This is a genomic window from Kitasatospora sp. NPDC089509 (genome assembly GCF_044749365.1).
Classification (GTDB): domain Bacteria; phylum Actinomycetota; class Actinomycetes; order Streptomycetales; family Streptomycetaceae; genus Kitasatospora.
The window spans coordinates 811,982-831,905 of the sequence record NZ_JBIVHS010000001.1 but is presented as its reverse complement, the minus strand read 5'-3'; the positions used below and the strand labels follow the sequence as shown (position 1 = coordinate 831,905).

The window sequence follows — 19,924 nt, the reverse complement described above, 5'->3', positions numbered from 1 at the left end:
CAGGAGGCCTCCATGCGCATGCCGTCGCCCCTCGTCCGTTCCACCGTCCTCGCCCGTTCCGCCGCCCTCGTCGCGGTCCTGGCCGCGGCCGTCCTGCTGCCGGCCGCCCCTGCCGCACACGCCGACGACGACGGCTGGCAGCCGTACCACGGCCAGGACTACGACGCACCCGCCGGCACGGTCTGCCCGTTCCACCTGTACATCACCGACCTGCTCGACCAGGAGGAGACCAAGACGGTCGCCCGGCACCCCGACGGCTCGCCCGCGACCGTCCTCTGGCGCGGGCCGCTGACCCTGCGCTACACCAATCTGGACACCGGTGCCCAGGTCGACCGCGACCAGAGCGGCCGGGCCACCGAGTACCGGCTGACGGACGGCAGCACGCTGTGGGACGTCCCGAAGTCCTCGCACATCTCCGCGAAGATCCACCCCGGCAACCCCTACCACCCGGTCGGGGACTACGTGTTCAGCGGCGGCGCGGTCCTGCTGGTGCACCCGGACCAGCAGGTCGAGGTGCTGGCCCAGCACCGGGTGGAGAACATGTGCCGGACCCTCGCCTGACCGACCGGCCGCTGACCGACCGGCCGCCGGGGTCCGCCCGCCACAGGGGTGCGGGCGGCCCCCGGCGGCCGGTCGGCCAGGGGGACGGAGGGACGGGGGACGAAGGAACGATCACCCCCCGTTCAGCGAGCCGGCGGCCGCCTGGGCCACCGACTGCACCAGGGCGATGCCGTCGGACTCGTCGGCGTTGCCGTCCGAGACCACCGCGATCAGCAGCTGGTGCCCGTCGTGCTCGACCGTCCCGATGCTGTTGATCACCCACAGGCCGTCCGCGTCGCGCGGCAGCCAGCCGTCCTTGACCGCGGACGTGCCGCCGGTCGCCGCCGCGCTCACCCCCCAGCGCTGGTCGCTCTCCACCTGGTCCAGCAACTGCTGGAGGTAGCCGCGCGAGGCCGGGGAGAGGATCGAGTCGCCGGTGAACACCTGGCGCAGCAGCTGCGCCTGGTCGGCGGCGGTCGTGGTGGTCAGGCCCCAGTAGCCGTCCGTGCCGCCCGTGGTGGCGGTCAGTCCGAAGCGCCGGTCCGCGGCGTTCAGACCGCCGTCCTGGCCGATCGCGTTCCACAGGGCCGTCGCCGAGTCGTTGTCGCTGTTCTCGATCATGGCGGTGGCGAGGTCCTGCTGCGCGGCGGTCAGCGCGCTGCCGCTGTCCTGGGACTGGAGCAGCAGGGTGGCCAGGATGTCGACCTTGACGATGCTGGCGGTGGCGAACGCGTGGCCGGGCGCGCCGTAGTCGAGCGACTGCCCGGTCGTCAGGTCGGTGACCGACACCGAGAGGGCGCCGCCCGCCCGGGCGGCCGCCGTGCGCAGCGCCTCGTCGGCGACGGGGGCGGGGGCGGGCGTGGGAGTCGGCGTGGGCGTAGGAGTCGGCGTGGGCGTGGGAGTCGGTGTCGGCACAGGAGCCGCGGTGGACGCCGTCGGTGTCGGCACGGCGGGCCCCGGCGCCGGGACGGCGGCGGCCACGACGGCCATCCGCGGCCGGCTCGGAGCCGCGCCGGAATGCCCGTGCAGCACCCCGGTGATGATCCCCGCGGCCGCGAGGACGCCGACGGGTGCCAGCAGCCCCGTCCGGAGGACGCTTCGCTTCGTCATGTCCACCGACGCTAGGGAACGCGGCTTTGAACGGGCTGAGAACAGGATGGGGGTTTCCTCACACCCGCTCCGCCCCTTCGGCCCCGTCCGAGGTCAGGAGCCTTCAGCCGCCTCAAGATCCGTTCCTTGAAAAAAACTTGACGAACCGTGAGCGACCGTACTCTTCTCTCCGCCCGAGAAATCGGTGTAACTGTTAGCACCCGACGGGGCCCGGCCGGCAACGCGCGGCCGAGGCCCGGACACACCGGCGCCTTCCCACGTCGGGAGAGCCACCCCATGCCCGAACGCGGCACCACCGTGCCCGCTTTCGGTGAACCGTCGGATCGCGCAAGGAACGTACTCACTGGTACTCGCGTGAGGTGAGAGGGGCATGCCCAGGATGACGAAGCCCGTAAGAGCACGCAGACTCGCCCGGCCCGTGGCACTGGTCACGCTGCTGGCGGCCGCCACGGCCTGCAGCGGCGGAAGCAGCGGGGGCGGCACGAACGGCAGCAGCCCCGGCCCGACCGGAGCGCCGGTCCAGGGCGGGGTGGTGCGGGTCGCGGAGCCGCCCTCCACCTTCCCGGACGCCATCTGGCCGTTCGACACCGCGGCCCAGGTCACCACGGTGAACACCAGCCAGTTCCAGGACCTGTTCTACCGCCCGCTGTACTACTGGGGCCTGAACGACAAGGTCGCCCTGGACCAGGACGTCTCCGTCGGGGAGATGCCCACCTGGAGCCCGGACGGGACGACCGTCACCATCCAGGTCAAGCCGTGGAAGTGGTCCAACGGCGAGGACGTCACCGCCCAGGACGTGCTGTTCTGGATCAACATGGCCAAGGCCGAGACCTCCAACAGCGGCTACTACACCCCGCCGAACCCGGCGATCGGCGCCAAGTACTTCCCGGACAACGTGGCGTCGGCCACCGCCTCCGGCCAGACCCTGACGCTGACCCTCAACACCCCGGTCAACCAGAACTGGTTCACCGACGACGAGCTCAGCCAGATCACCCCGATGCCGCTCGCCTGGGACGTCACCGGCGCGGGCCAGAAGGGCAGTTGCGCGAGCGACGCGTTCGGCTCGGACGCCGCCGCGAAGGACTGCGCGGCCGACTACACCTACCTCAACGCCCAGTCGACCAAGGGCGGTGACTTCGCGGGCAGCCCGCTGTGGGCGGTGGTCGACGGCCCGTGGAAGCTCAAGAGCTACAACGGCACCTCCGGCGCGTACTCGATCGTGCCGAACGCCACCTACTCGGGACCGCAGAAGCCCCACCTCGACGAGGTGGACTTCGTCCCCTACACCTCGGACACCACCGAGTACGCGGACCTGAAGGCCGGCAGCGGGGGCACCAACGCCATCGACGTCGGCTACCTGCCGGCCGAGGACTCCCCGGTCTTCAACGCCAAGAACCCGGACGCCGGCAACCCGCTGAGCTCCGCGGGCTACTACATCCCGGCCCCGACCTACCTGGACGAGATCTCGTACTACCAGATCAACTTCGCCAACCCGGACGTGGGCCCGCTGTTCAAGCAGCCGTACTTCACCAAGGCGGTCCAGGAGACCGTGGACCAGCAGGGCATCATCAACGGCGTCTGGAAGGGCTGGGCCTACCCGAGCACCGGCGCCGTGCCCACCCAACCGGCCGGCAACCCGCTCTCCCCCAAGAGCCAGTCCGATCGCGCCGTCTACGACCCCGCGGCCGCCAAACAGCTGCTGAAGAGCCACGGTTGGAACACCGACAGCACCCCGGCCACCTGCAGCAACCCGGGCACCGGCCCGGACCAGTGCGGGGCCGGCATCGCGGCGGGCACCAAGGCCGCGTTCACCATGGACTACCCCTCCGGCCAGGCCGCGCTGGACACCATGGCGGCGGACATGCGCTCGGACGCGGCCAAGGCCGGCATCGGCATCACCGCGGTCAGCAAGACCCAGAACACCATCGGCAACGAGGGCGTGGCCTGCACCGCCGCCCAGCCGGCCGGCTGCCAGTGGCAGGCGCTGCTCTACGGCGGCTGGGTCTTCGCGCCCGACTACTACCCGACCGGTGACGCGCTGTTCGCGACCGGGGCCGGGCCGAACGTCTGGAGCTTCTCCGACCCGAAGCTGGACCAGCTGATCGTGAAGACCACCACCGGCAGCGACGTCAAGGACATGTACGCCTACGAGGACTACATCGCGGGCGTGCAGCCGGTGATCTACACCCCCAACACCCTCACGGTCAGCGAGGTCACCAAGAAGCTGCACGTCGACCCCGGTGACCCGTTCCAGGGCTACGAGCCGGAGTACTGGTACCTGACGAAATGACGGCCACTCCCGAGCGCACCGCGGCCCCCTCCGGGGGGCGGCGGTGACCGCCTACCTCATCCGCCGGCTGTTCCAGGCCCTCGTGACGGTGCTGCTGGTCACGGTCATCTCCTTCGGCCTGATGCAGCTGATGCCGGGCGGCCCGGTCCGGGCGATCCTCGGCTCCCACGCCACCCCGGCCAACATCGCCCACCTCACCCACCAGATGGGCCTGGACCGCCCCGTCTACGTGCAGTACTGGACCTGGCTGGACGGCCTGCTCCACGGCGACCTAGGCTTCGACTACATCCAGCAGCGCCCGATCTCCGACCTGCTGTTCAACGCCCTCGGCGCCTCCGCCTACATCGTCGGCGCCTCGCTGCTGCTGGCGCTGCTGATCTCGGTGCCGGCGGGCCTGCTCCAGGCCACCCGGCGCAACAGCGGGCTGGACCACGCCTTCACGGTGTTCTCCTTCGTCGCCTACGGCGTGCCGACCTTCTTCCTCGGCTTCCTGATCCAGCAGTGGTTCGAGGACGACCTGCGGTGGGTGTCGGTGCAGAACCAGGTGGCCACCTTCGGCGAGGCGCTGACCCACCCGCAGGCCGTCTGCCTGCCGATCCTCACCCTGACCATCACCACCGTGGCCGGCTACAGCCGCTACATGCGCTCCGGGGTGCTGGACCAGATCACCCAGGACTATGTGCGGTCCGCCCAGGCCAAGGGCGCCTCCCGGCGTCGCACCCTGTACGGCCACGTGCTGCGCAACGCCCTGATCCCGATGGTCACCCTGGTCGGCCTCTCGATGCCCGCGCTGGTCGGCGGCGCGCTGATCGTCGAGTACGTCTTCAACATCCAGGGCATCGGCCTGCTGACCACCCGGGCCGCCCTGCAGAGCGACTACGGCATCACGCTGGCCGCCACCCTGCTCACCGCGGTGACCACCGTGGTCGGTTCACTGCTGGCCGACCTCGGCTACGCCGTGCTGGACCCACGAGTGAGGTTCACCTGATGGCCACCGCACCCGACACCACGCCCGGCCCGCCCTCCGACGCCTCGGCCGGCCCGCCCCCGGGCCGCCCCGCCGCCCCGGGCGGGGAACCGGCCGGGCGGCCGCGCTCGATGTTCCGCCGCGGCGCGGAGGTCTTCGCCGAGAACCGGCTCGCCCTGGTCTCCGTCGGCGTCCTGGTCGCGATCATCGCGTTCTGCTTCCTGGGCCCGCTGTTCTACCACTCCGACACCTCGGTGGTGGACCTCTCCGCCGTCACCCTGCCCCCGGGCGCCGGGCATCCGCTCGGCACGGACAACGACGGGCTCGACGAGCTCGGCAAGGTGATGGCCGGCGGCCAGACCAGTCTGGAGATCGGCCTCGCCGCCGGGCTGATCGCCGCCGTCATCGGCGCGCTGTACGGCGCGGTCGCGGGCTATCTGGGCGGCTGGCTCGACGCGTTGATGATGCGGGTGATCGACTCCTTCATGTCCTTCCCGCTGATCTTCCTGCTGATCTACCTCAGCAGCGTCTACGGCAAGAGCAAGACCATGCTGATCCTGGAGGTCGGTCTGACCTCCTGGTTCGGCATCACCCGCCTGGTCCGCGGCGAGGCGCTGGCGATCAAGGTCCGGGACTACGTCGCCGCGTCCCGGATGATGGGCGCGGGCGGGCGACGGATCGTGCTGAAGCACATCCTGCCCAACACCATCGGGACCACGATCGTCAACACCACGTTCTCGATCGCCGACGCGGTCTTCGCCCTGTCCACGCTCAGCTACATCGGCCTGGGCCTCCAGGCGCCCGACAACGACCTGGGCGGCATGCTCGACGTCGGCACCAACTACGCGGGCCAGGGCTTCTGGTGGATGATCTATCCGCCCGCCGCCGTGATCATCCTGATCATCCTGTGCTTCAACGTGATCGGCGACGCCCTGCGCGACGCCTTCGAGACCCGGCTCCAGAAGCGGTGACCAAGTGACGGAGGTTCGGCAGTGGCACTCCTCGAAGTGACCGGCCTGCGCACCGAGATCCGGCTGAAGCGCTCGGTGGTGCACGCCCTGGACGGCGTCGACCTCGCGGTGGACGCGGGTGAGACCCTCGGCATCGTCGGCGAGTCGGGCTGCGGCAAGACCATGACCGCCATGTCGATCATGCAACTGCTGCCGAACGGCGGCAGCGTGGTCGGCGGCAGCGTCCGGCTCGACGGCCGGGACCTGCTCGCGCTCGGGCCGGACGGGATGGACCGGGTGCGCGGCAACGACATCGGGATGATCTTCCAGGACCCGACCACCTCGCTCAACCCGACGATGACCATCGGCCGGCAGATCTCCGAGTCCGTCCGCATCCACCGCCGGGCCTCCCGGAAGGAGGCGCACGAGCGCGCCGTCGAGGTGCTCTCGCTGGTGGGGATGCCCAGCCCGGCCCGGCGGGCGCTGGTCTACCCGCACGAACTGTCCGGCGGCATGCGCCAACGGGCCATGATCGCGATGGCCCTGGCCAACGAGCCCAAGCTGCTCATCGCCGACGAACCGACCACCGCCCTCGACGTGACCGTCCAGAAGCAGATCCTCGAACTCATCGACCACCTCAAGGAACAGCTCGGCATGGCCGTCATCCTGGTCACCCACGACCTGGGCGTGATCGCCGGACGGGCCGACCGGATCGCCGTCATGTACGCCGGGAAGGTCGTCGAGACCACCGGCACCGAGGAGCTCTACGGCAGCCCCCGGCACCCGTACACCGAGGCGCTGTTCGACTCCCTGCCGGAACGTTTCGCCCAGTCCGGCGAACGGCTCTACTCGATCCCCGGCCTGCCGCCGGACCTCACCGCTCCCCCGCCCGGCTGCCGGTTCGCCTCCCGCTGCCGCTACGCCACGGAGCTGTGCCACGCCCAGGAGCCGCCGCTCGCCGGGGAGAGCCCGGACCACCGCTACGCCTGCCACTTCCCGGTCGACGGGGCGGGGAGCGGGACCGCCGGGCACCCGGTCGCCGTGGCGCTGCTGAAGGACGCGGCGGAGCCGGCGGTGGCCGACGCGGCGCCCGCCGAGCCGCTGTTGCGCGTGGACGACCTGGTCAAGGAGTACACGGTGACCAGCGGCCTGGTCCTGCGCCGGACGGTGGGCGCGGTCAGCGCCGTGGCCGGCCTCTCGCTGACCGTCCGCCGGGGGGAGACTCTCGGTCTGGTCGGCGAGTCCGGCTGCGGCAAGACCACCGTCGGCAAACTCATCGTCGGCCTGGAGCGGCCCACCAGCGGCAGCCTGGTGTTCGACGGCCGGGACCTCACCCTGGTGCCCCGGGCCGAGCGGCGCCGACTGCGCCGCGACGTCCAGTTGATGTTCCAGGACTCCTACGCGGCCATGAACCCCCGGATGCCGGTCCAGTCGATCATGCGCGAACCCCTGGACATCCACCGGGTCGACGGCCAGGCCGACCGGGACCGGCGGATCCGGGAGATCTTCGACCTGGTCGGCCTGCCGCTCAGCGCGCTGGAGCGCTACCCGCACGAGTTCTCCGGCGGCCAGCGCCAACGCATCGGCCTGGCCCGCGCGTTGACGCTGAGCCCGCGACTGATCGTCGCCGACGAACCCGTCTCGGCACTGGACGTGTCGATCCAGTCGCAGGTGCTCAACCTGATGCGCGACCTCCAGGGCGAGCTCGGGCTGTCCTACCTGTTCATCTCGCACGACCTGTCGGTGGTCCGCTACCTCTCCGACCGGATCGGCGTGATGTACCTGGGCAAGCTGGTGGAGATCGGGCCGGCGCCGTCGGTGTACGCCCGGCCGGTGCACCACTACACCCGCGGCCTGCTGGACACCGTCCCGGTGGCCGACCCGGTGGTGGAGCGGGCCAAGAGCAGCCGGGGCGTCGCCGGGGAGCTGCCCTCGGCGATCGACCCGCCGTCCGGCTGCCGCTTCCGCACCCGCTGCCCGGCGGCGCAGCAGATCTGCGCGGAGGCCGAGCCGCCGCTCACCGCCTTCGGGCCGGACGACCACCTGGCCGCCTGCCACTTCCCGCTGCGGCCCGCGCCGGGAAGCTGACCCCGGGCCACCGGCCACCGGTCGCCGACCGTCGAGGCGGCGGCCGGCGGCCGGTGGCGCGGGCCGGGCTCAGCGCCGGAACAGGCCGCGCCGCTTCGGCTTCGCCGGCGGCGCGGGCGGCGGGTCGAGCAGGGCCACCACGGCCTGGAGGAAGGGACGGGCCTCCGCGGTCATGCCCATCCGGTGCATCCGGCGCCGGCCGGCCGTCTCCCACTCGCCCAGCACCGCCCCGCGCTCGCCGGTGATCGGGTCCACCGCGTACTCCAGGGTGAAGGCCCGCTGCGCGGAGCCGTCGCCCGGCCAGGCCAGCACGACCGCGAAGGCCTCCGGGACCGCCCGGGGCGCCGGGAGCGCGACCATGAGCAGCCGGTGCCCCCGGGCCTGGACGAAGTCGGCCTGGACGAACCCGCCCTGGAGGCCGTCCGGCGCCAACCGCTGGTCCGCGGGCAGCGTCGCGCCGAACTCCTCCCAGAGCCGCACCAGTTCGGCGCCGATCCGCTCCCCCGGCACCGACCCCAGGTGGGTGAGCGAGGGCAGCACCCGGTGCGCGAAGCCGTAGTGGTGCGGGCGCTTCCCGGACACCTCCCCGCCCCCGTCGGCCAGCCGGGTGACCGCGGCGATCACCGCGTCCGCGTCCACCAGCTCCAGCAGTCCGCCCTCCGCCACCGCGGTGAGCGGGGTCAACTCGCCGCCCCGCCACCAGTAGCTGTGCGGGGACAGTGGCGCGCCGGAGGCCTCGTACTCCCGGACCGCCGTCTCGATCAGGTCCTGGAACACCTCCGGCACCCGGACGTCGAAGGGCGCGAACAGCAGGCAGAACGGCGTGGGGAAGGCCACCACCGCGCCGTCCGGCGGCAGTTCCCGCCCGGTCAGCTCCCGGTGGACGGCGTCCAGGGCGAGCACCCGGCTCCCGGTCAGCGCCGAATTCCCGGTGACCACATGGAGGTTGCCGCCCTGCCCGGCCGGCCGGACCTGGTGCTGCTCGACCGACAGCCGGGCGAGCCGGGCCCGCGCGTCCCGGCGCAGCGACGGCACGTCCCCGAGTTCGGCGACGGCGGCGGCGGTCAGCACCTGCCAGCCGAGCGGCGACTCCAGCGCGAGGAACTCCAGGATCCCGGGCGCGACTTCGCGCGCGTGCGGGTGCTGCGCGGGGTCGGCCAGGTCGGCGGCGGCCAGCAGCAGCGGATGGAGCCGGGCGGCCTCCTCCTCCGGCGAGCCGGGGTCGTCGGCGGCCCGGCCCTGGACGGCGGCCACCAGGTCCAGGACATGGCTGCGGACCAGCAGCCCCAGCGGGACGTCCGACCGCCGCGCCACCAGTTCCAGCAGACCGCCGAGCCCGTAGTCGCGCCCGTGGGCGTCCCGGGCGACGTCCCCGTGCAGGGTCACCTCGGTCCCCGCCTCCGCGAACGCCGTCCGTACCAGCACGGCCAGCTCCGGCTCCAGCTCGTGACGTCCCATCGTCCCCTCCCGGTTCACGGTTCGCCCCCGTCCTCACGGGACGTCACCGGCTCCCGCCCGGTCGCCCCGCGCGGGACACTACCCGCCCCGGGGCCCCGGCGCGCGGGGGTTCCCGGCGGTCGGGGTCTGCCGGCGGGCGGCCTCGCGCGTCTCGTCGGGGCCGCGATCGAACGGACCCGCGAGTCCGCCAACCAGCCCGGCTGAGGCGGTGGTTGGCTTGACTGTGCGGAACATCACGGGTGCCGGGCCGTTCGGACCGGGCAGGGTCACGTTCGTGCACCACCGGCACCCGCGCCTCCCGGACACCGCGAGCATCACGGACTTCACAAACATCACGGACTTCACGGACTTCACGGATGGACCGCCCCGATGACGACGACGGACAAGGCACCGCCACAGACCTCCCCGCCACAGGCCTACCCGCCGGAACTGGCCCGGCTGACCGACAGCCCGCCGGGATCCTTCAAGATCGTCCGGTACGGCCCCGCGCCGGAGCAGTACGGCGAGTACTGGCCCGGCGGCGACGGCGCGGCAGCGGTGCTGCTGCACGGCGGCTACTGGCGGGCCCGCTACCGCCTCGACCTGATGCACCTGCTCGCGGCCGACCTCCAGGCCCGCGGCTACGCGGTCTGGAACGTCGAGTACCGGCGCACCGGCCTGCCCGGCGGCGGCTGGCCGGGCACCTTCGAGGACGTCGCCACCGCACTGGACGCCCTCCCCGACCTCGACGGCGGGGCGGTCGACCCCGCCCGGGTCGCCCTGATCGGCCACTCGGCCGGGGGCCAACTCGCCCTCTGGGCCGCCGCACTGTCCGGGGCCGTCCGGCCGGCGGCGGTGGTGTCGCTGGCCGGCGTCTGCGATCTCGGCCTGGCCGCACGACTGGGCCTGAGCGACGGGGCGGTGGCCGAACTGCTCGGCGGCGGGCCGACCGAACGCCCGGAGGTGTACCGGCGGGCCGACCCGATGACCCTGCTCCCGCTCGGCGTACCGCAGTTGATCGTGCACGGCAGCGCCGACCCGCACGTGCCCCCGGAACTGAGCCGCCGCTACGCCGAAGCCGCCGGAGCGGAGGCCCTCCTGCTGGAGCTCCCCGGCGCCGACCACTTCGACGTCATCGACCCCGCCACCCCCGCCTGGGCCCGGACGGCCCGGGAGTTGGCACGCCTGCTGCCCCCCGACACCACCCCGGCGTGAGGCGTCGGCAAGACGACAGGCGACAGCCAGGCGACAGGCGCCTCAACGGAGTTCGGCGGCCCCTGCCGCGGTGCGCAGCGAAGCGGCGAAGGCGGCGAAGGCGGCGGCGTCGGTCTCGGCCCCGAAGTGGTGGATCACGTGCTCGCGGACGTACTCCTGCTGGCCCCGGGTGAAGGCCGCGCAGGCGTCGTGGACGACGTGGGCGGTGTAGCCGCGGTCATGGGCCTCGCGCAGGGTGGATTCGACGCACACGTGGGTGGCGAAGCCGGCCAGGTAGAGGTCGGTGACGCCGAGCCGGCGCAGGATCAGGTCGAAGTCGGAGGAGCCGGCGAAGGCGCTCGCCCCGGCCCGGCCGCGTACGACCGGTTCGCCGGGGGCGGGCCGGAACGCCTCGGCGAACTCGACGCCGGCGCTGCCCTCGATCCAGGTGCCGGCCTTCGGGATCGCCGCGCGCAGGCCGAGCCGCGCCGGGGTCCAGCTCGCCAGCTCGGGCGCACCGGGGGTGAGCACCAGCGGCACGTGCACGACGGGCACGCCGTGCGCACGGGCGGCGGCCAGCGCCGCGGCCGCGCCGCGGACGGCGGTGTCGAGCAGGCCGCGGTCCTCGACGAGGTGGTTGAGGCGGCCGTGCTCGGGGTCGAGCCACTCGCGCTGGAACTCGATCAGGACGAGGGCGGCGTCGGAGCGTGCGGCATCGGGGCGTGCGGCATCGGGGCGTGCGGACATGACCGGCATGGTCGGCTCCCTGCGGTTCACGGAAGGATTTCCAACTGACGAGTTGGACACTAGCCGGAAGCGACCCCATTTCCAACTCACCAGTTGGAAATGGGGCCCGAGTCGATTCAGGAAGGTCGATTCAGGAAGCGAGCCTGCGCACCATCTCCACCACAGCCGCACGCCGGGCCGCCGGATCCGCCACCGCCGCCCCACCGAGGATCATCCGGGCCAGCTGCGGCGCGGCGAACTGCCAGCCCGCCAACGCCACCACGGCGTACAGCAGGTCCTCCGGCCGCATCGCGCCCGCCCCCTCCCCCCGCGCACGGGCGACCGCCTCGACCTTCCCCGCGTAGTACGCCGTTCGCTGTTCCTCACCCGCAGCCGGAGCAGCGGCGTCGCCGCACAGCGCCTCCCACTGCAGCAGGCGCAGCAGGTGCGGATGGGCGAGGTGGTAGTCGAACACCCGCCCGGCGTACTCCGGGAGCTCCACCGCCCGCCCGTCCGCCTCCGCCATCGGCACCGCGGCGGCCAGCTGCTCCAGCTCCCGCTGGACCACCGCCTCGAACAACCGGGTCTTGCCCCCGAAGTAGGGGTAGATCCGCTCCTTGTTGACCCCGGCCGCGGCCGCGATGCGGTCGATCCTCGCCCCCTCGGGCCCGTGCGCGGCGAACTCGTCCACGGCCGCGTCCAGCAGCAGCCTCTTGGTCTTCGCGGTGTCCCATGCCATACGACCAGCATAGGAAGTCCCAACCCGCCGGTTGGATCCCGGTCCGCCGGGCGGCCCCGGAGCCCGCCCGGTCGGGATCGTGACCGGCTGCCGCAGTGCTCAGGCCTCGTGGGCGGTGCGCAGCAGGTGGTCGCGCACCAGCGTGACATGGGGGTTCGTGGACGATCCCGGGCGCTGGACCAGGAAGCCGGTGTTGATCGGCGGGTCCTCCGGCTCGTCGAGCAGGACCAGGGTGCCCGCGGCCAGTTCGGCGGCGCAGAGGTAGCGCGGCAGCACGCTGTACCCGGCACCGCCGACGACCGCCTCCTTGACCGCGCCGAGGTCGGGGACGGTGACGGCCGGACGGCAGGTCAGCCGCCGACCGAAGACGTGGCGCCAGTAGCGCCGGACGATCGGCAGGTCCTCGGCGTACGAGACGAGCGGCACCGCGTGCAGGACCGTGGGCCCCTCGGTCGCGAGGCGGGATCCGATCCGTTCGGCCCATGCGGGCGCGGCGACCAGGACGAACTCCTCGTCGGCCAGCGGCACGGACGCGAGCGCGCGCCCCCGCGGGCGCAACGTGGCCACCACCAGGTCGTGCCGGCCCGCCCGCAGTCCGTCGAGCAGGTCGTCGGTGAGGCCGAAGGCGATGCGCAGGCGCACCCCCTTGTCGACGAGCGGGGCGAGCGTCGGCATGACGCAGTGCCTGAGGTACTCGGCGGGCCCGGCCAGGTGCACCGGCTCCGCGTCGCCCTCGTCGAGGAGGGCGCCGCCGACCGGGCCGAGGGCGTCCAACGGCTCCATGACCCGCGCGGCCAGCTCGTCGGCGAACGGTGTCGGCGCGACGCCGCGCGACAGCCGCTCGAACAGCTCCCGGCCCAGCTGGGCCTCCAGGGAGCGGATCTGCGTCGTCACCGTCGGTTGCGACAGGCCCAGCACCCGGGCGCCCGCGGTGAAGGCGCCGGCCCGGTACACCGCGAGGAAGGTGCGCAGCAGGTTCAGATCGAGCAGGCCGTTCCCCTGCGGCGACGACGGTCCGGCCCGGCCATCAGGATCCCTATCTCTCACATGCGGGAGCCTATTGGATTCCGATGGGGCAGGCGTCTACCTTCGGCGACGTACCGTCCGCGATCCCGTACGGGATCCGCACGCTCGGGAGTACCCCCATGTCGAAGATCCTCTTCGTCGTCACCGGCGCCGACCACTGGACGCTGGCCGACGGCACCAAGCACCCCACCGGCTTCTGGGCCGAGGAGGCCGTCGCCCCGTACCAGGCCTTCAAGGCGGCCGGTCACCAGATCGTGGTCGCCACACCCGGCGGTGTCGTTCCCGTCGTCGACCGGGGCAGCCTCGCCCCCGAGGCCAACGGCGGGCAGGAGAACGCCGACCGCATCGCCGACGCGCTGGCCGGCTTCGGCGAGCTGCGGTCGCCCGTCCGGCTCGACGACGTGGACCTCGGCGACTACGCCGCCGTCTTCTACCCCGGTGGCCACGGCCCGATGGAGGACCTCGCGGTCGACGCCGACTCCGGCCGCCTCCTCACCCTCGCCCTGGCGTCCGGCAAGCCGCTCGGCGTGGTCTGCCACGCCCCGGCCGCGCTGCTGGCCGCCACCGGCGCCGACGGGACCAACGCCTTCGCCGGCTACGACGTCGCCGCCTTCACCAACGCCGAGGAGACCCAGGCCGGCTTCGCCGACCGGGCGAAGTGGCTGCTCCAGGACCGCCTCACCGAGGCCGGCGTGAACGTCCGGGTCGGCGAGCCGTGGGCGCCGAACGTGGTCGTCGACCGCAACCTGGTCACCGGCCAGAACCCGGCCTCCTCCGCCCCGGTCGCCGTCGAGCTGCTCAAGCAGCTGGCCTGACCCGAGGGCTCAGGGGCCCCCCGGCCCACGGCCGGTGGGCTGCTCCAGGTACCGGGCCGTCAGCAGGTGGGAGAAGCCCATGATGGTCTCCTGCGGGCTGACCCCGGTGGCGCCCGGCAGGACGCTCGCATCGCACAGCCGAAGGTTGCCGAAGCCGTGCGGGCGCCCCTGGGCGTCGCACACCCCGCCCAGGTCGGGCGGGCCCATCCGACAGGACGCCATGGCGTGGACGGAGATCAGGTCCCAGCTCTCGGGCCGCCCGTGCCGCGCGAAGTCGGCCGCCTGCGCGGCGCCGGTCAGGCCGACGGGTGCGGGCGGCAGCAGCTCGACCGCGCCGGCCGCCAGCAGGAGGTCGGCGGTGTGCCGGAAGGCGGAGCGGAGCAGGTCCCGGTCGCCGTCGGTCAGCCGGTGCCGCAGGACCGCGCCGAGGCCGGGGACCGTCAGCAGCCGGGCGGTGCCCCGCACGCTCACCTGGGTCGTGTAGACCGCGATCCGGTCCAGCTGGGCCAGCATCCGGTCGACGGTCCCGGCGGGGTGGGCGGCCAGCGCCGCGGCGAGCGAACCCGGGGTGAGGTTGCCGGGCATCACCCGCACGCCCCGGTCGGCGAACTCCTGCAGCTGCGCGGTGAAGATGGTGCCCTCGGTGGCCCGGACGGACTCGTCGAACCGCGCCACCGTACGGAAGTTGACGTGGAACGCGATGGCCCGGCCCGGTCCGCGCCCGCCGATGGCGCTGCGCCGCAGCAGCAGCGGGCTGCCGATCGGACCGGCGGCCAGGAACACCGTCTGCGGGAGATAGCGCAGTGGTCGGCCGTCGCGCAGCGCGTGCACGGCCGTGACCCGGGTGCCGTCGTGTTCGAGCCGGACGACCCGGGTGTCGGGCTCGACGACCGCCGCGAGCCGCTCGGCGGCGGGCAGGTAGCTCACCAGCATGCTCTGCTTGGCCCCGGTGGGGCAGCCGGTGACGCACCGGTTGGCGTGCCGGCAGCCCCGGACCACCCGGCGGGCCGGTGCCCAGCGCCAGCCGAGCCGGTCGGCCGCCTCGGCGAGCAGCACCGAGTCGCGGTTCCCCGGCCCGGGCGGCTGGTCGACGACCCCGAGGCGCCGCTCCGCCTCGGCCAGGTGCGGGGCGAGGTGGTGGGCCGCGAAGCCGTCGACGCCGGCGGCCGCCCAGCCCGCCAGCAGGCGTTCGGGCGGACGCCAGAACAGCCCCCCGTTGACCACGGTGGTCCCCCCGACGCAACGCCCCTCCCCGAAGGGGATGGTGGGCGCGCCGTGGATGGGCAGCAGACCGCCCTGGCGGTAGAGCAGGCGCAGGTTCTCGGCCGGGGACGCCCGGGTGATCCGCTCCTGGGGGACGAACGGGCCCTCCTCCAGGACGCGCACCTCCCGGCCCGCGGCGGCGAGTTCCAGGGCCGCGGTGCTGCCGCCGGCCCCCGAGCCGATCACCAGGGCGTCGCAGCGGACGGTGGGCACGGTCCTGATCATCGGAGCTCCTGCCGCGGCGTGGTGGAGGGCCCGTCCAAGGCACCGTCCAGAGCGCCGTGCAGGGCCAGCGCGAGGCTCACCCTGAGCAGTTCGGCGAAGCCGGGCACCGTCGACAGCCGGTCGGCGACCCGTTGTGGACGGGCCCGGCCCGCACTCCCCCGGAGCCGGCCCGCCGGGGCCGCGAGGACGGCGGCGATCGGCAGCGCCCGCATGAGCAGGGCGAACACCAGGCGGTACGGCTTCGGGAGGGCGGCCAGGGTGGCGGCCGTGTGGCGGACCGCGGCGGCCTGGCGGGCCGGTTCGGCGAGCGCCGTGCAGCGGCCCGCCCAGAGCGGTGGGAGCCCGGCGGAGCGTACCCGCCGTTCCCAGACCCGCAGGCGGCGGTGCTCCCGCGAGGTACGGGCCGCCGGGGCGCTCATGCGGTGACCTTCTCCCGGACCAGGCCCGCCAGCAGCCGGGGCATCCCCTTGGCCAGGACCGCGTCCAGGGCCTTCAGGAAGACGTCGAGGTCGGCGTCCTCGGCCACCAGCGGAGGCGCCGCGATCAGCGGGAGGTCCCGGTTGGAGCCGTAGTAGGTGAGCACACCGTGGTCGCGGTAGAGGGCGGCGACCACGGCGGCGGTGGCCAGCTTGGCCCCGGCCTGCGGGTCGCGCGCGAAGGAGGACGGCAGCAGCCGCAGCGCGTGGTCGAGGGCCGCCGGACCGTGCCGCAGGACGACGCCCTGGAGGGCACCGGTGCCCCGCACCTCCGCGATCAGCTGCGGGTGGTCGGCGGCGAGGGCGGTGAGGCCGCGGTGCAACCGCTCGCCGAGGTGGCGGGCCCGGGCGGGGTAGTCGTCCTCGACCGCGATCGCCACGGCCTCCAGCGCGGTGACCGTCTCCTCGCCGAAGCCGTAGTAGGTGGTGCTGTGCAGGGTGGCGTCGGGGAGCGAGTCGTAGGCCCGGCGGAAGACCGGCTCCCTGGCCACGTAGCCGGAGATGGACGCCTTGCCGCCGCCGAAGGACTTGGAGGTGGTCACCACGTCCGGGACCAGACCGGGGTGGCGCATGAAGTGGAAGAGCGAACCGGTCTTGCCCCAGGAGGTGTAGACCTCGTCGAAGATCAGGACGATGTCGTGCTCGGTGCACAGCCGGCGCGCCTCGCGCAGGAACTCCTCCGAGCACTCGCGCAGGCTGGAGGCGCTGAAGGGTTCCAGGACCAGCGCGTAGACGTCGCTGCCGCCCTCGGGCGTGGTGTGCCGTTCCAGGGCCAGTTCGAGGGAGGCCAGGTCGTCGAAGGCGAAGGCGTCCGTGCCGGGGATCCGTGGGAAGGTGAAGTGCACCTCCGGCGAGGCGGTCAGGCTCCCGGCGCCGAGCAGCTTGCCGTGGAAGGCGATGTCGGAGTGCAGGACGGTGCCGCGGTGGCCCCGGTGGTACTTGTAGGCCATCTTGAGGGCGCCCTCGACGGCCTCCGCGCCCGAGTTGGGGAAGTAGCTGACATCGAGGTCCGCGGGCAGCAGCTGGGCCAGGTTGTGCCCGAGCGCGGCGACGTACGGCGAGAAGTAGTTCTTGTGCACCTCCATGCGGTGCAGCTCCTGGAAGCGTCGGCGGGCGGCCAGGATGCGCGGGTGGTTGTGGCCGTGGTTCAGCACGCCGATCCCGCCGGTGAAGTCCAGGACCCGCCGCCCGTCGCGCAGGGTGATCCAGCAACCCGAGGCGCTCTCCACGACGTCGCGGCCGAACCCGAACGCGGAGAGCAGCGTCACCTGCCCCCGACTGACGTGCCGACGGTAGAGCTCGTGCACCCGCTCGATGGGCATCCGCTCGCAATCCTCGGTGCTGATCAGGGAGTTCATGGCGTCGCCTCCTCAGGGACGGTGCGGTGGGCGGTGCGGATCCGGTCGGCGATCAGCCGGCCGACCTGCCGCCCCTGCCGCACGGCGTAGTTGGTGCCCCGGTCCTGGGGGTAGACCTGGGCCATGCTGGCCAGGTAGAGCCCCGGCACGTCGGTCTCCACCGCGGGAATGCGGTCGGAGTAGTGCGGGGTGATGACCGGCTGGGCGTGGTCGGCCCGCCAGACGTGGTGGCGGCGGACCCAGTCCCGCCGGAACTGCGGGAACATCCGGCTCAGGTGCGGAAGGCTGGCGTCGAACACCGCCTCGTCGTCCATCCGGTACAGCTCGGCGCTGGTCGGGAGGTAGGCGGACAGGTAGACCAGGTGCCGCCCGGCGTAGGCGTCGGACGCCTCCAGGTTGGTGTGCTCGATGACGCCGACGTAGGGGAAGGACGGGTCGGTGACGTTGAGCCAGTAGGTGTCCGACAGGGAGCGGTCGGTCTGCAGCACCAGGCACAGATTGGCGAGGTACGGGATGTCGGACAGCCGACGCCGGACCGCGGGCACGTCCGGGTGAGGTGAAGGTCCGGCGGGGGCGTCGGCGAGGAAGCGGGCCAGCAGGTCCGGCGCCGTGGTGGCCAGCACCCGCCGCGCGGGCAGCACTCCGCCGTCGGTGCGGACCCCGCACACCCCGCGGGCGTCGGTCAGCACCTGCCGTACCGGGGTGCCCGTGCAGATCCGGACGCCCAGGTCGGAGAGGCGCGCGACCCACGCGTCCAGCAGGGCGGCGCAGCCACCCCGCAGGTAGTACAGGACCTCGCGGCCGCTGTGCGACCGGCTGCCACCGCGCAGATGGAGCTTGGTCCACATCCAGGTGGCGCCGACCTCGGCCGCGTACTCGCCGAACTTGCCCTCCAGTAGCGGACGCCAGACCGTCTCGTAGACCTGCGGCCCGCTCAGCTCCAACAGCCACTCCCGGGCCGTGAGGTCCTCCAGATCCCGCCAGTTCCTCACCTGGTGGGCCCGGACCGCGGACCAGCCCAGCCGGACCCGGTCGGGCAGCGGGAGCGGGGCGAAGCGCAGCACGTCCCACGGGCTCGACAACCGGTACACCGAGTTCGCGTAGTAGACGCCGGTCCGGGTCCGGTGCGGCTGGAGGAGGTCGGAGCAGCCGAGTTCCGCGCACAGCCCCTGGACCTCCAGATCGGAGGAGAACCAGTGGTGGTAGAAACGTTCCAGCCGCGCTCCCCCGACCTCGAAGGACCCCGCCAGGCCGCCGACGTACGGCTCTCGCTCCAGCACCCGGCAGGGCACCCCGGCCAGGGCGAGCTCATGGGCGGCGGCCAGGCCGGTGAACCCGCCGCCGATCACCAGGACCTCCTCGCAGGGCCCCGGGGCCGCGCTGTTCTCGGACATCGCTGCTCCCTTCGAATCCTCCGGCGCCGTTGCGTCCGGAGGCGATGAGTGCGGAGGTACGGGCGGCGCGGGCCGGGCCCGCCGGCATCGGAGACGACCTTCGGCCCGCCGCGGCGGCCGGGGGATCCCGGTCGATCACCGAGGTCGGGGAGGGTGGCGTGCGGTCCGGCCGAAGGGGGCGCCGCCACGCGGGGAGGGCATCGGAACCGCCGTCGGCGATCCGGGCTCCCAGTGGACCGTAGCACCGCGTCCGGCTCCCGGCCTGCGGAGCGGCGTCCGCCCGCCCGGCTCCGGTTGCCCCGGCCGCCGCGCAGCGCACATCATCGAGGCTGGAACCGGGCGCGTCGGCGCCCGCCGGGTCCGGTGCAGGACGGCGATGTGTCCGGTGCAGGACGGCGACCAGGAAGGCGGCAACCGATGGACGCCACCCCACCGCAGCCGCTGCGCTACGCCGTCGGACTGCCCAACCGGCGCGAGTACGCGGATCCCCGCCTGCTCCGCGAACTGGGGGTCCTGGCGGAGCGGTCCGGCTGGGACGGCTTCTTCCTCTGGGACGGCCAGGTCGCGGAACACCCGGGCGAGCACCTCACCGACTCGTGGACCACCCTCGCCGCGATCGCCGCCGACACCGAGCGCCTGCGACTCGGCGTCATGGTGAACGTACTCGCCCTCAAGAACCCCGCCGAAGTCGCCCGCGCCACCGTCGCCTTGGACCTCCTCAGCGGCGGCCGGCTGGTCTTCGGCGCCGGCCTGGGGTCCTCCGCCGCCGAGTTCGAGGCGCTGGGCCAGGACCCGGACCCACGGGTGCGCGCGGAGAAACTGGACGAGGCGCTCCAGGTCCTCGACGGGCTGTGGACGGGCCGGCCGTTCACCTTCCACGGCCGCTGGTTCACGGTCACCGACCTCACCTTCCAGCCGGTGAGCCCGCAACGTCCCCGCATCCCGGTGTGGATCGCCGGTACGTGGCCCGCGCGACGGCCCATGCGCCGGGCCGCGCAGTGGGACGGCGTGTTCCCCACCCGGGCCGGGGTGGGCCACACCCAGATGATGCCCCCTGCCGACCTGGACGCCGTGGTCTCCTACGTCCGGGCCCGACAGACCGACCGGACAAGGCCGTTCGACGTCGTCATGGAGGGCCGGACGTCCGGGCTCCGACAGGACGCCGACGCGATGGTCATCGCCCCGTACCGGGCGGCCGGCCTCACCTGGTGGGTGGAGAAACTGGGCTGGTTCCGCGGCCCGGTCGACCTCGTCCGCGCCCGGATCGCGGCCGGACCCCCTGCGCCCGCCGATGGCGGTCGTCCGTGACGCACCCCGCCGGGCCCG

At 73.3% G+C, this 19,924-nt stretch carries 17 protein-coding genes; 8 read left to right on the top strand and 9 right to left on the bottom strand.

Features of this window, described 5'->3' with window-relative positions; translation table 11 throughout:
- Nucleotides 1-12 precede the first annotated feature (12 nt).
- Nucleotides 13-561: a hypothetical protein gene (locus tag ACIP4P_RS03350; RefSeq protein WP_400914219.1), complete on the top strand. Its 549-nt coding sequence runs from the start codon at nt 13-15 to the stop codon at nt 559-561.
- A 111-nt stretch (nt 562-672) separates the two neighbouring features.
- On the opposite strand, the gene ACIP4P_RS03345 is transcribed toward ACIP4P_RS03350, so the two are convergent.
- Nucleotides 673-1,650 (bottom strand): serine hydrolase, encoded by a 978-nt coding sequence (locus ACIP4P_RS03345; RefSeq protein WP_400914217.1) that lies wholly within the window; start codon nt 1,648-1,650, stop codon nt 673-675.
- 418 nt (nt 1,651-2,068) lie between these two features.
- Here ACIP4P_RS03345 and ACIP4P_RS03340 point away from each other — a divergent pair, with 418 nt between their 5' ends.
- Genes ACIP4P_RS03340 through ACIP4P_RS03325 form a run of 4 tightly spaced genes read left to right on the top strand, consistent with a single transcriptional unit; the run spans nt 2,069 to nt 7,945 of the window.
- Nucleotides 2,069-3,940: an ABC transporter substrate-binding protein gene (locus ACIP4P_RS03340; RefSeq protein ID WP_400914215.1), complete on the top strand. Its 1,872-nt coding sequence runs from the start codon at nt 2,069-2,071 to the stop codon at nt 3,938-3,940.
- Between the two features lie 43 nt (nt 3,941-3,983).
- On the top strand, nt 3,984-4,928 hold the full coding sequence (locus ACIP4P_RS03335) for an ABC transporter permease (RefSeq protein ID WP_400914213.1): 945 nt from the start codon (nt 3,984-3,986) through the stop codon (nt 4,926-4,928).
- Nucleotides 4,928-5,878 (top strand): ABC transporter permease, encoded by a 951-nt coding sequence (locus ACIP4P_RS03330; RefSeq protein WP_400914211.1) that lies wholly within the window; start codon nt 4,928-4,930, stop codon nt 5,876-5,878. The genes ACIP4P_RS03335 and ACIP4P_RS03330 overlap by 1 nt, the downstream gene beginning before the upstream one ends.
- Nucleotides 5,879-5,899: 21 nt before the next feature.
- Nucleotides 5,900-7,945, top strand: a complete 2,046-nt coding sequence (locus ACIP4P_RS03325; RefSeq protein WP_400914209.1) for a dipeptide ABC transporter ATP-binding protein — start codon at nt 5,900-5,902, stop codon at nt 7,943-7,945.
- Nucleotides 7,946-8,014: 69 nt separating this feature from the next.
- On the opposite strand, the gene ACIP4P_RS03320 is transcribed toward ACIP4P_RS03325, so the two are convergent.
- The gene (locus ACIP4P_RS03320; RefSeq protein ID WP_400914207.1) at nt 8,015-9,403 is read right to left on the bottom strand and encodes a hypothetical protein; all 1,389 of its coding nucleotides are present in this window, start codon (nt 9,401-9,403) and stop codon (nt 8,015-8,017) included.
- A gap of 369 nt (nt 9,404-9,772) precedes the next feature.
- On the opposite strand from ACIP4P_RS03320, the gene ACIP4P_RS03315 reads away from it, so the two are divergent.
- Entirely contained in the window at nt 9,773-10,597 is an 825-nt protein-coding gene (locus tag ACIP4P_RS03315) for an alpha/beta hydrolase family protein (protein ID WP_400914205.1), read from the top strand.
- Nucleotides 10,598-10,639: 42 nt separating this feature from the next.
- Here ACIP4P_RS03315 and ACIP4P_RS03310 read toward each other — a convergent pair whose 3' ends face one another.
- The 3 genes from ACIP4P_RS03310 to ACIP4P_RS03300 form a co-directional block, all read right to left on the bottom strand.
- On the bottom strand, nt 10,640-11,323 hold the full coding sequence (locus ACIP4P_RS03310; RefSeq protein ID WP_400914203.1) for an isochorismatase family protein: 684 nt from the start codon (nt 11,321-11,323) through the stop codon (nt 10,640-10,642).
- Between the two features lie 130 nt (nt 11,324-11,453).
- Entirely contained in the window at nt 11,454-12,041 is a 588-nt protein-coding gene (locus ACIP4P_RS03305; protein WP_400914201.1) for a TetR family transcriptional regulator, read from the bottom strand.
- 99 nt (nt 12,042-12,140) lie between these two features.
- The gene (locus ACIP4P_RS03300) at nt 12,141-13,088 is read right to left on the bottom strand and encodes a LysR family transcriptional regulator (RefSeq protein WP_400914200.1); all 948 of its coding nucleotides are present in this window, start codon (nt 13,086-13,088) and stop codon (nt 12,141-12,143) included.
- Nucleotides 13,089-13,186: 98 nt separating this feature from the next.
- On the opposite strand from ACIP4P_RS03300, the gene ACIP4P_RS03295 reads away from it, so the two are divergent.
- Nucleotides 13,187-13,882, top strand: coding sequence for a type 1 glutamine amidotransferase domain-containing protein (locus tag ACIP4P_RS03295; protein WP_400914198.1), 696 nt, complete (start codon nt 13,187-13,189; stop codon nt 13,880-13,882).
- A gap of 9 nt (nt 13,883-13,891) precedes the next feature.
- On the opposite strand, the gene ACIP4P_RS03290 is transcribed toward ACIP4P_RS03295, so the two are convergent.
- Genes ACIP4P_RS03290 through ACIP4P_RS03275 form a run of 4 tightly spaced genes read right to left on the bottom strand, consistent with a single transcriptional unit; the run spans nt 13,892 to nt 18,598 of the window.
- On the bottom strand, nt 13,892-15,370 hold the full coding sequence (locus ACIP4P_RS03290) for a GMC family oxidoreductase N-terminal domain-containing protein (RefSeq protein ID WP_400914197.1): 1,479 nt from the start codon (nt 15,368-15,370) through the stop codon (nt 13,892-13,894).
- The gene (locus ACIP4P_RS03285; RefSeq protein WP_400914195.1) at nt 15,367-15,789 is read right to left on the bottom strand and encodes a hypothetical protein; all 423 of its coding nucleotides are present in this window, start codon (nt 15,787-15,789) and stop codon (nt 15,367-15,369) included. Before ACIP4P_RS03285 ends, ACIP4P_RS03290 begins: the two co-directional genes overlap by 4 nt.
- Complete coding sequence (locus tag ACIP4P_RS03280) at nt 15,786-17,204, bottom strand: aspartate aminotransferase family protein (protein WP_400914192.1); 1,419 nt, start codon at nt 17,202-17,204, stop codon at nt 15,786-15,788. Before ACIP4P_RS03280 ends, ACIP4P_RS03285 begins: the two co-directional genes overlap by 4 nt.
- Nucleotides 17,201-18,598, bottom strand: a complete 1,398-nt coding sequence (locus ACIP4P_RS03275) for an NAD(P)/FAD-dependent oxidoreductase (RefSeq protein ID WP_400914190.1) — start codon at nt 18,596-18,598, stop codon at nt 17,201-17,203. Before ACIP4P_RS03275 ends, ACIP4P_RS03280 begins: the two co-directional genes overlap by 4 nt.
- A gap of 417 nt (nt 18,599-19,015) precedes the next feature.
- Between ACIP4P_RS03275 and ACIP4P_RS03270 the strand changes: the two genes are divergently transcribed.
- Nucleotides 19,016-19,906, top strand: a complete 891-nt coding sequence (locus ACIP4P_RS03270) for an LLM class flavin-dependent oxidoreductase (RefSeq protein WP_400914188.1) — start codon at nt 19,016-19,018, stop codon at nt 19,904-19,906.
- Nucleotides 19,907-19,924 lie beyond the last annotated feature (18 nt).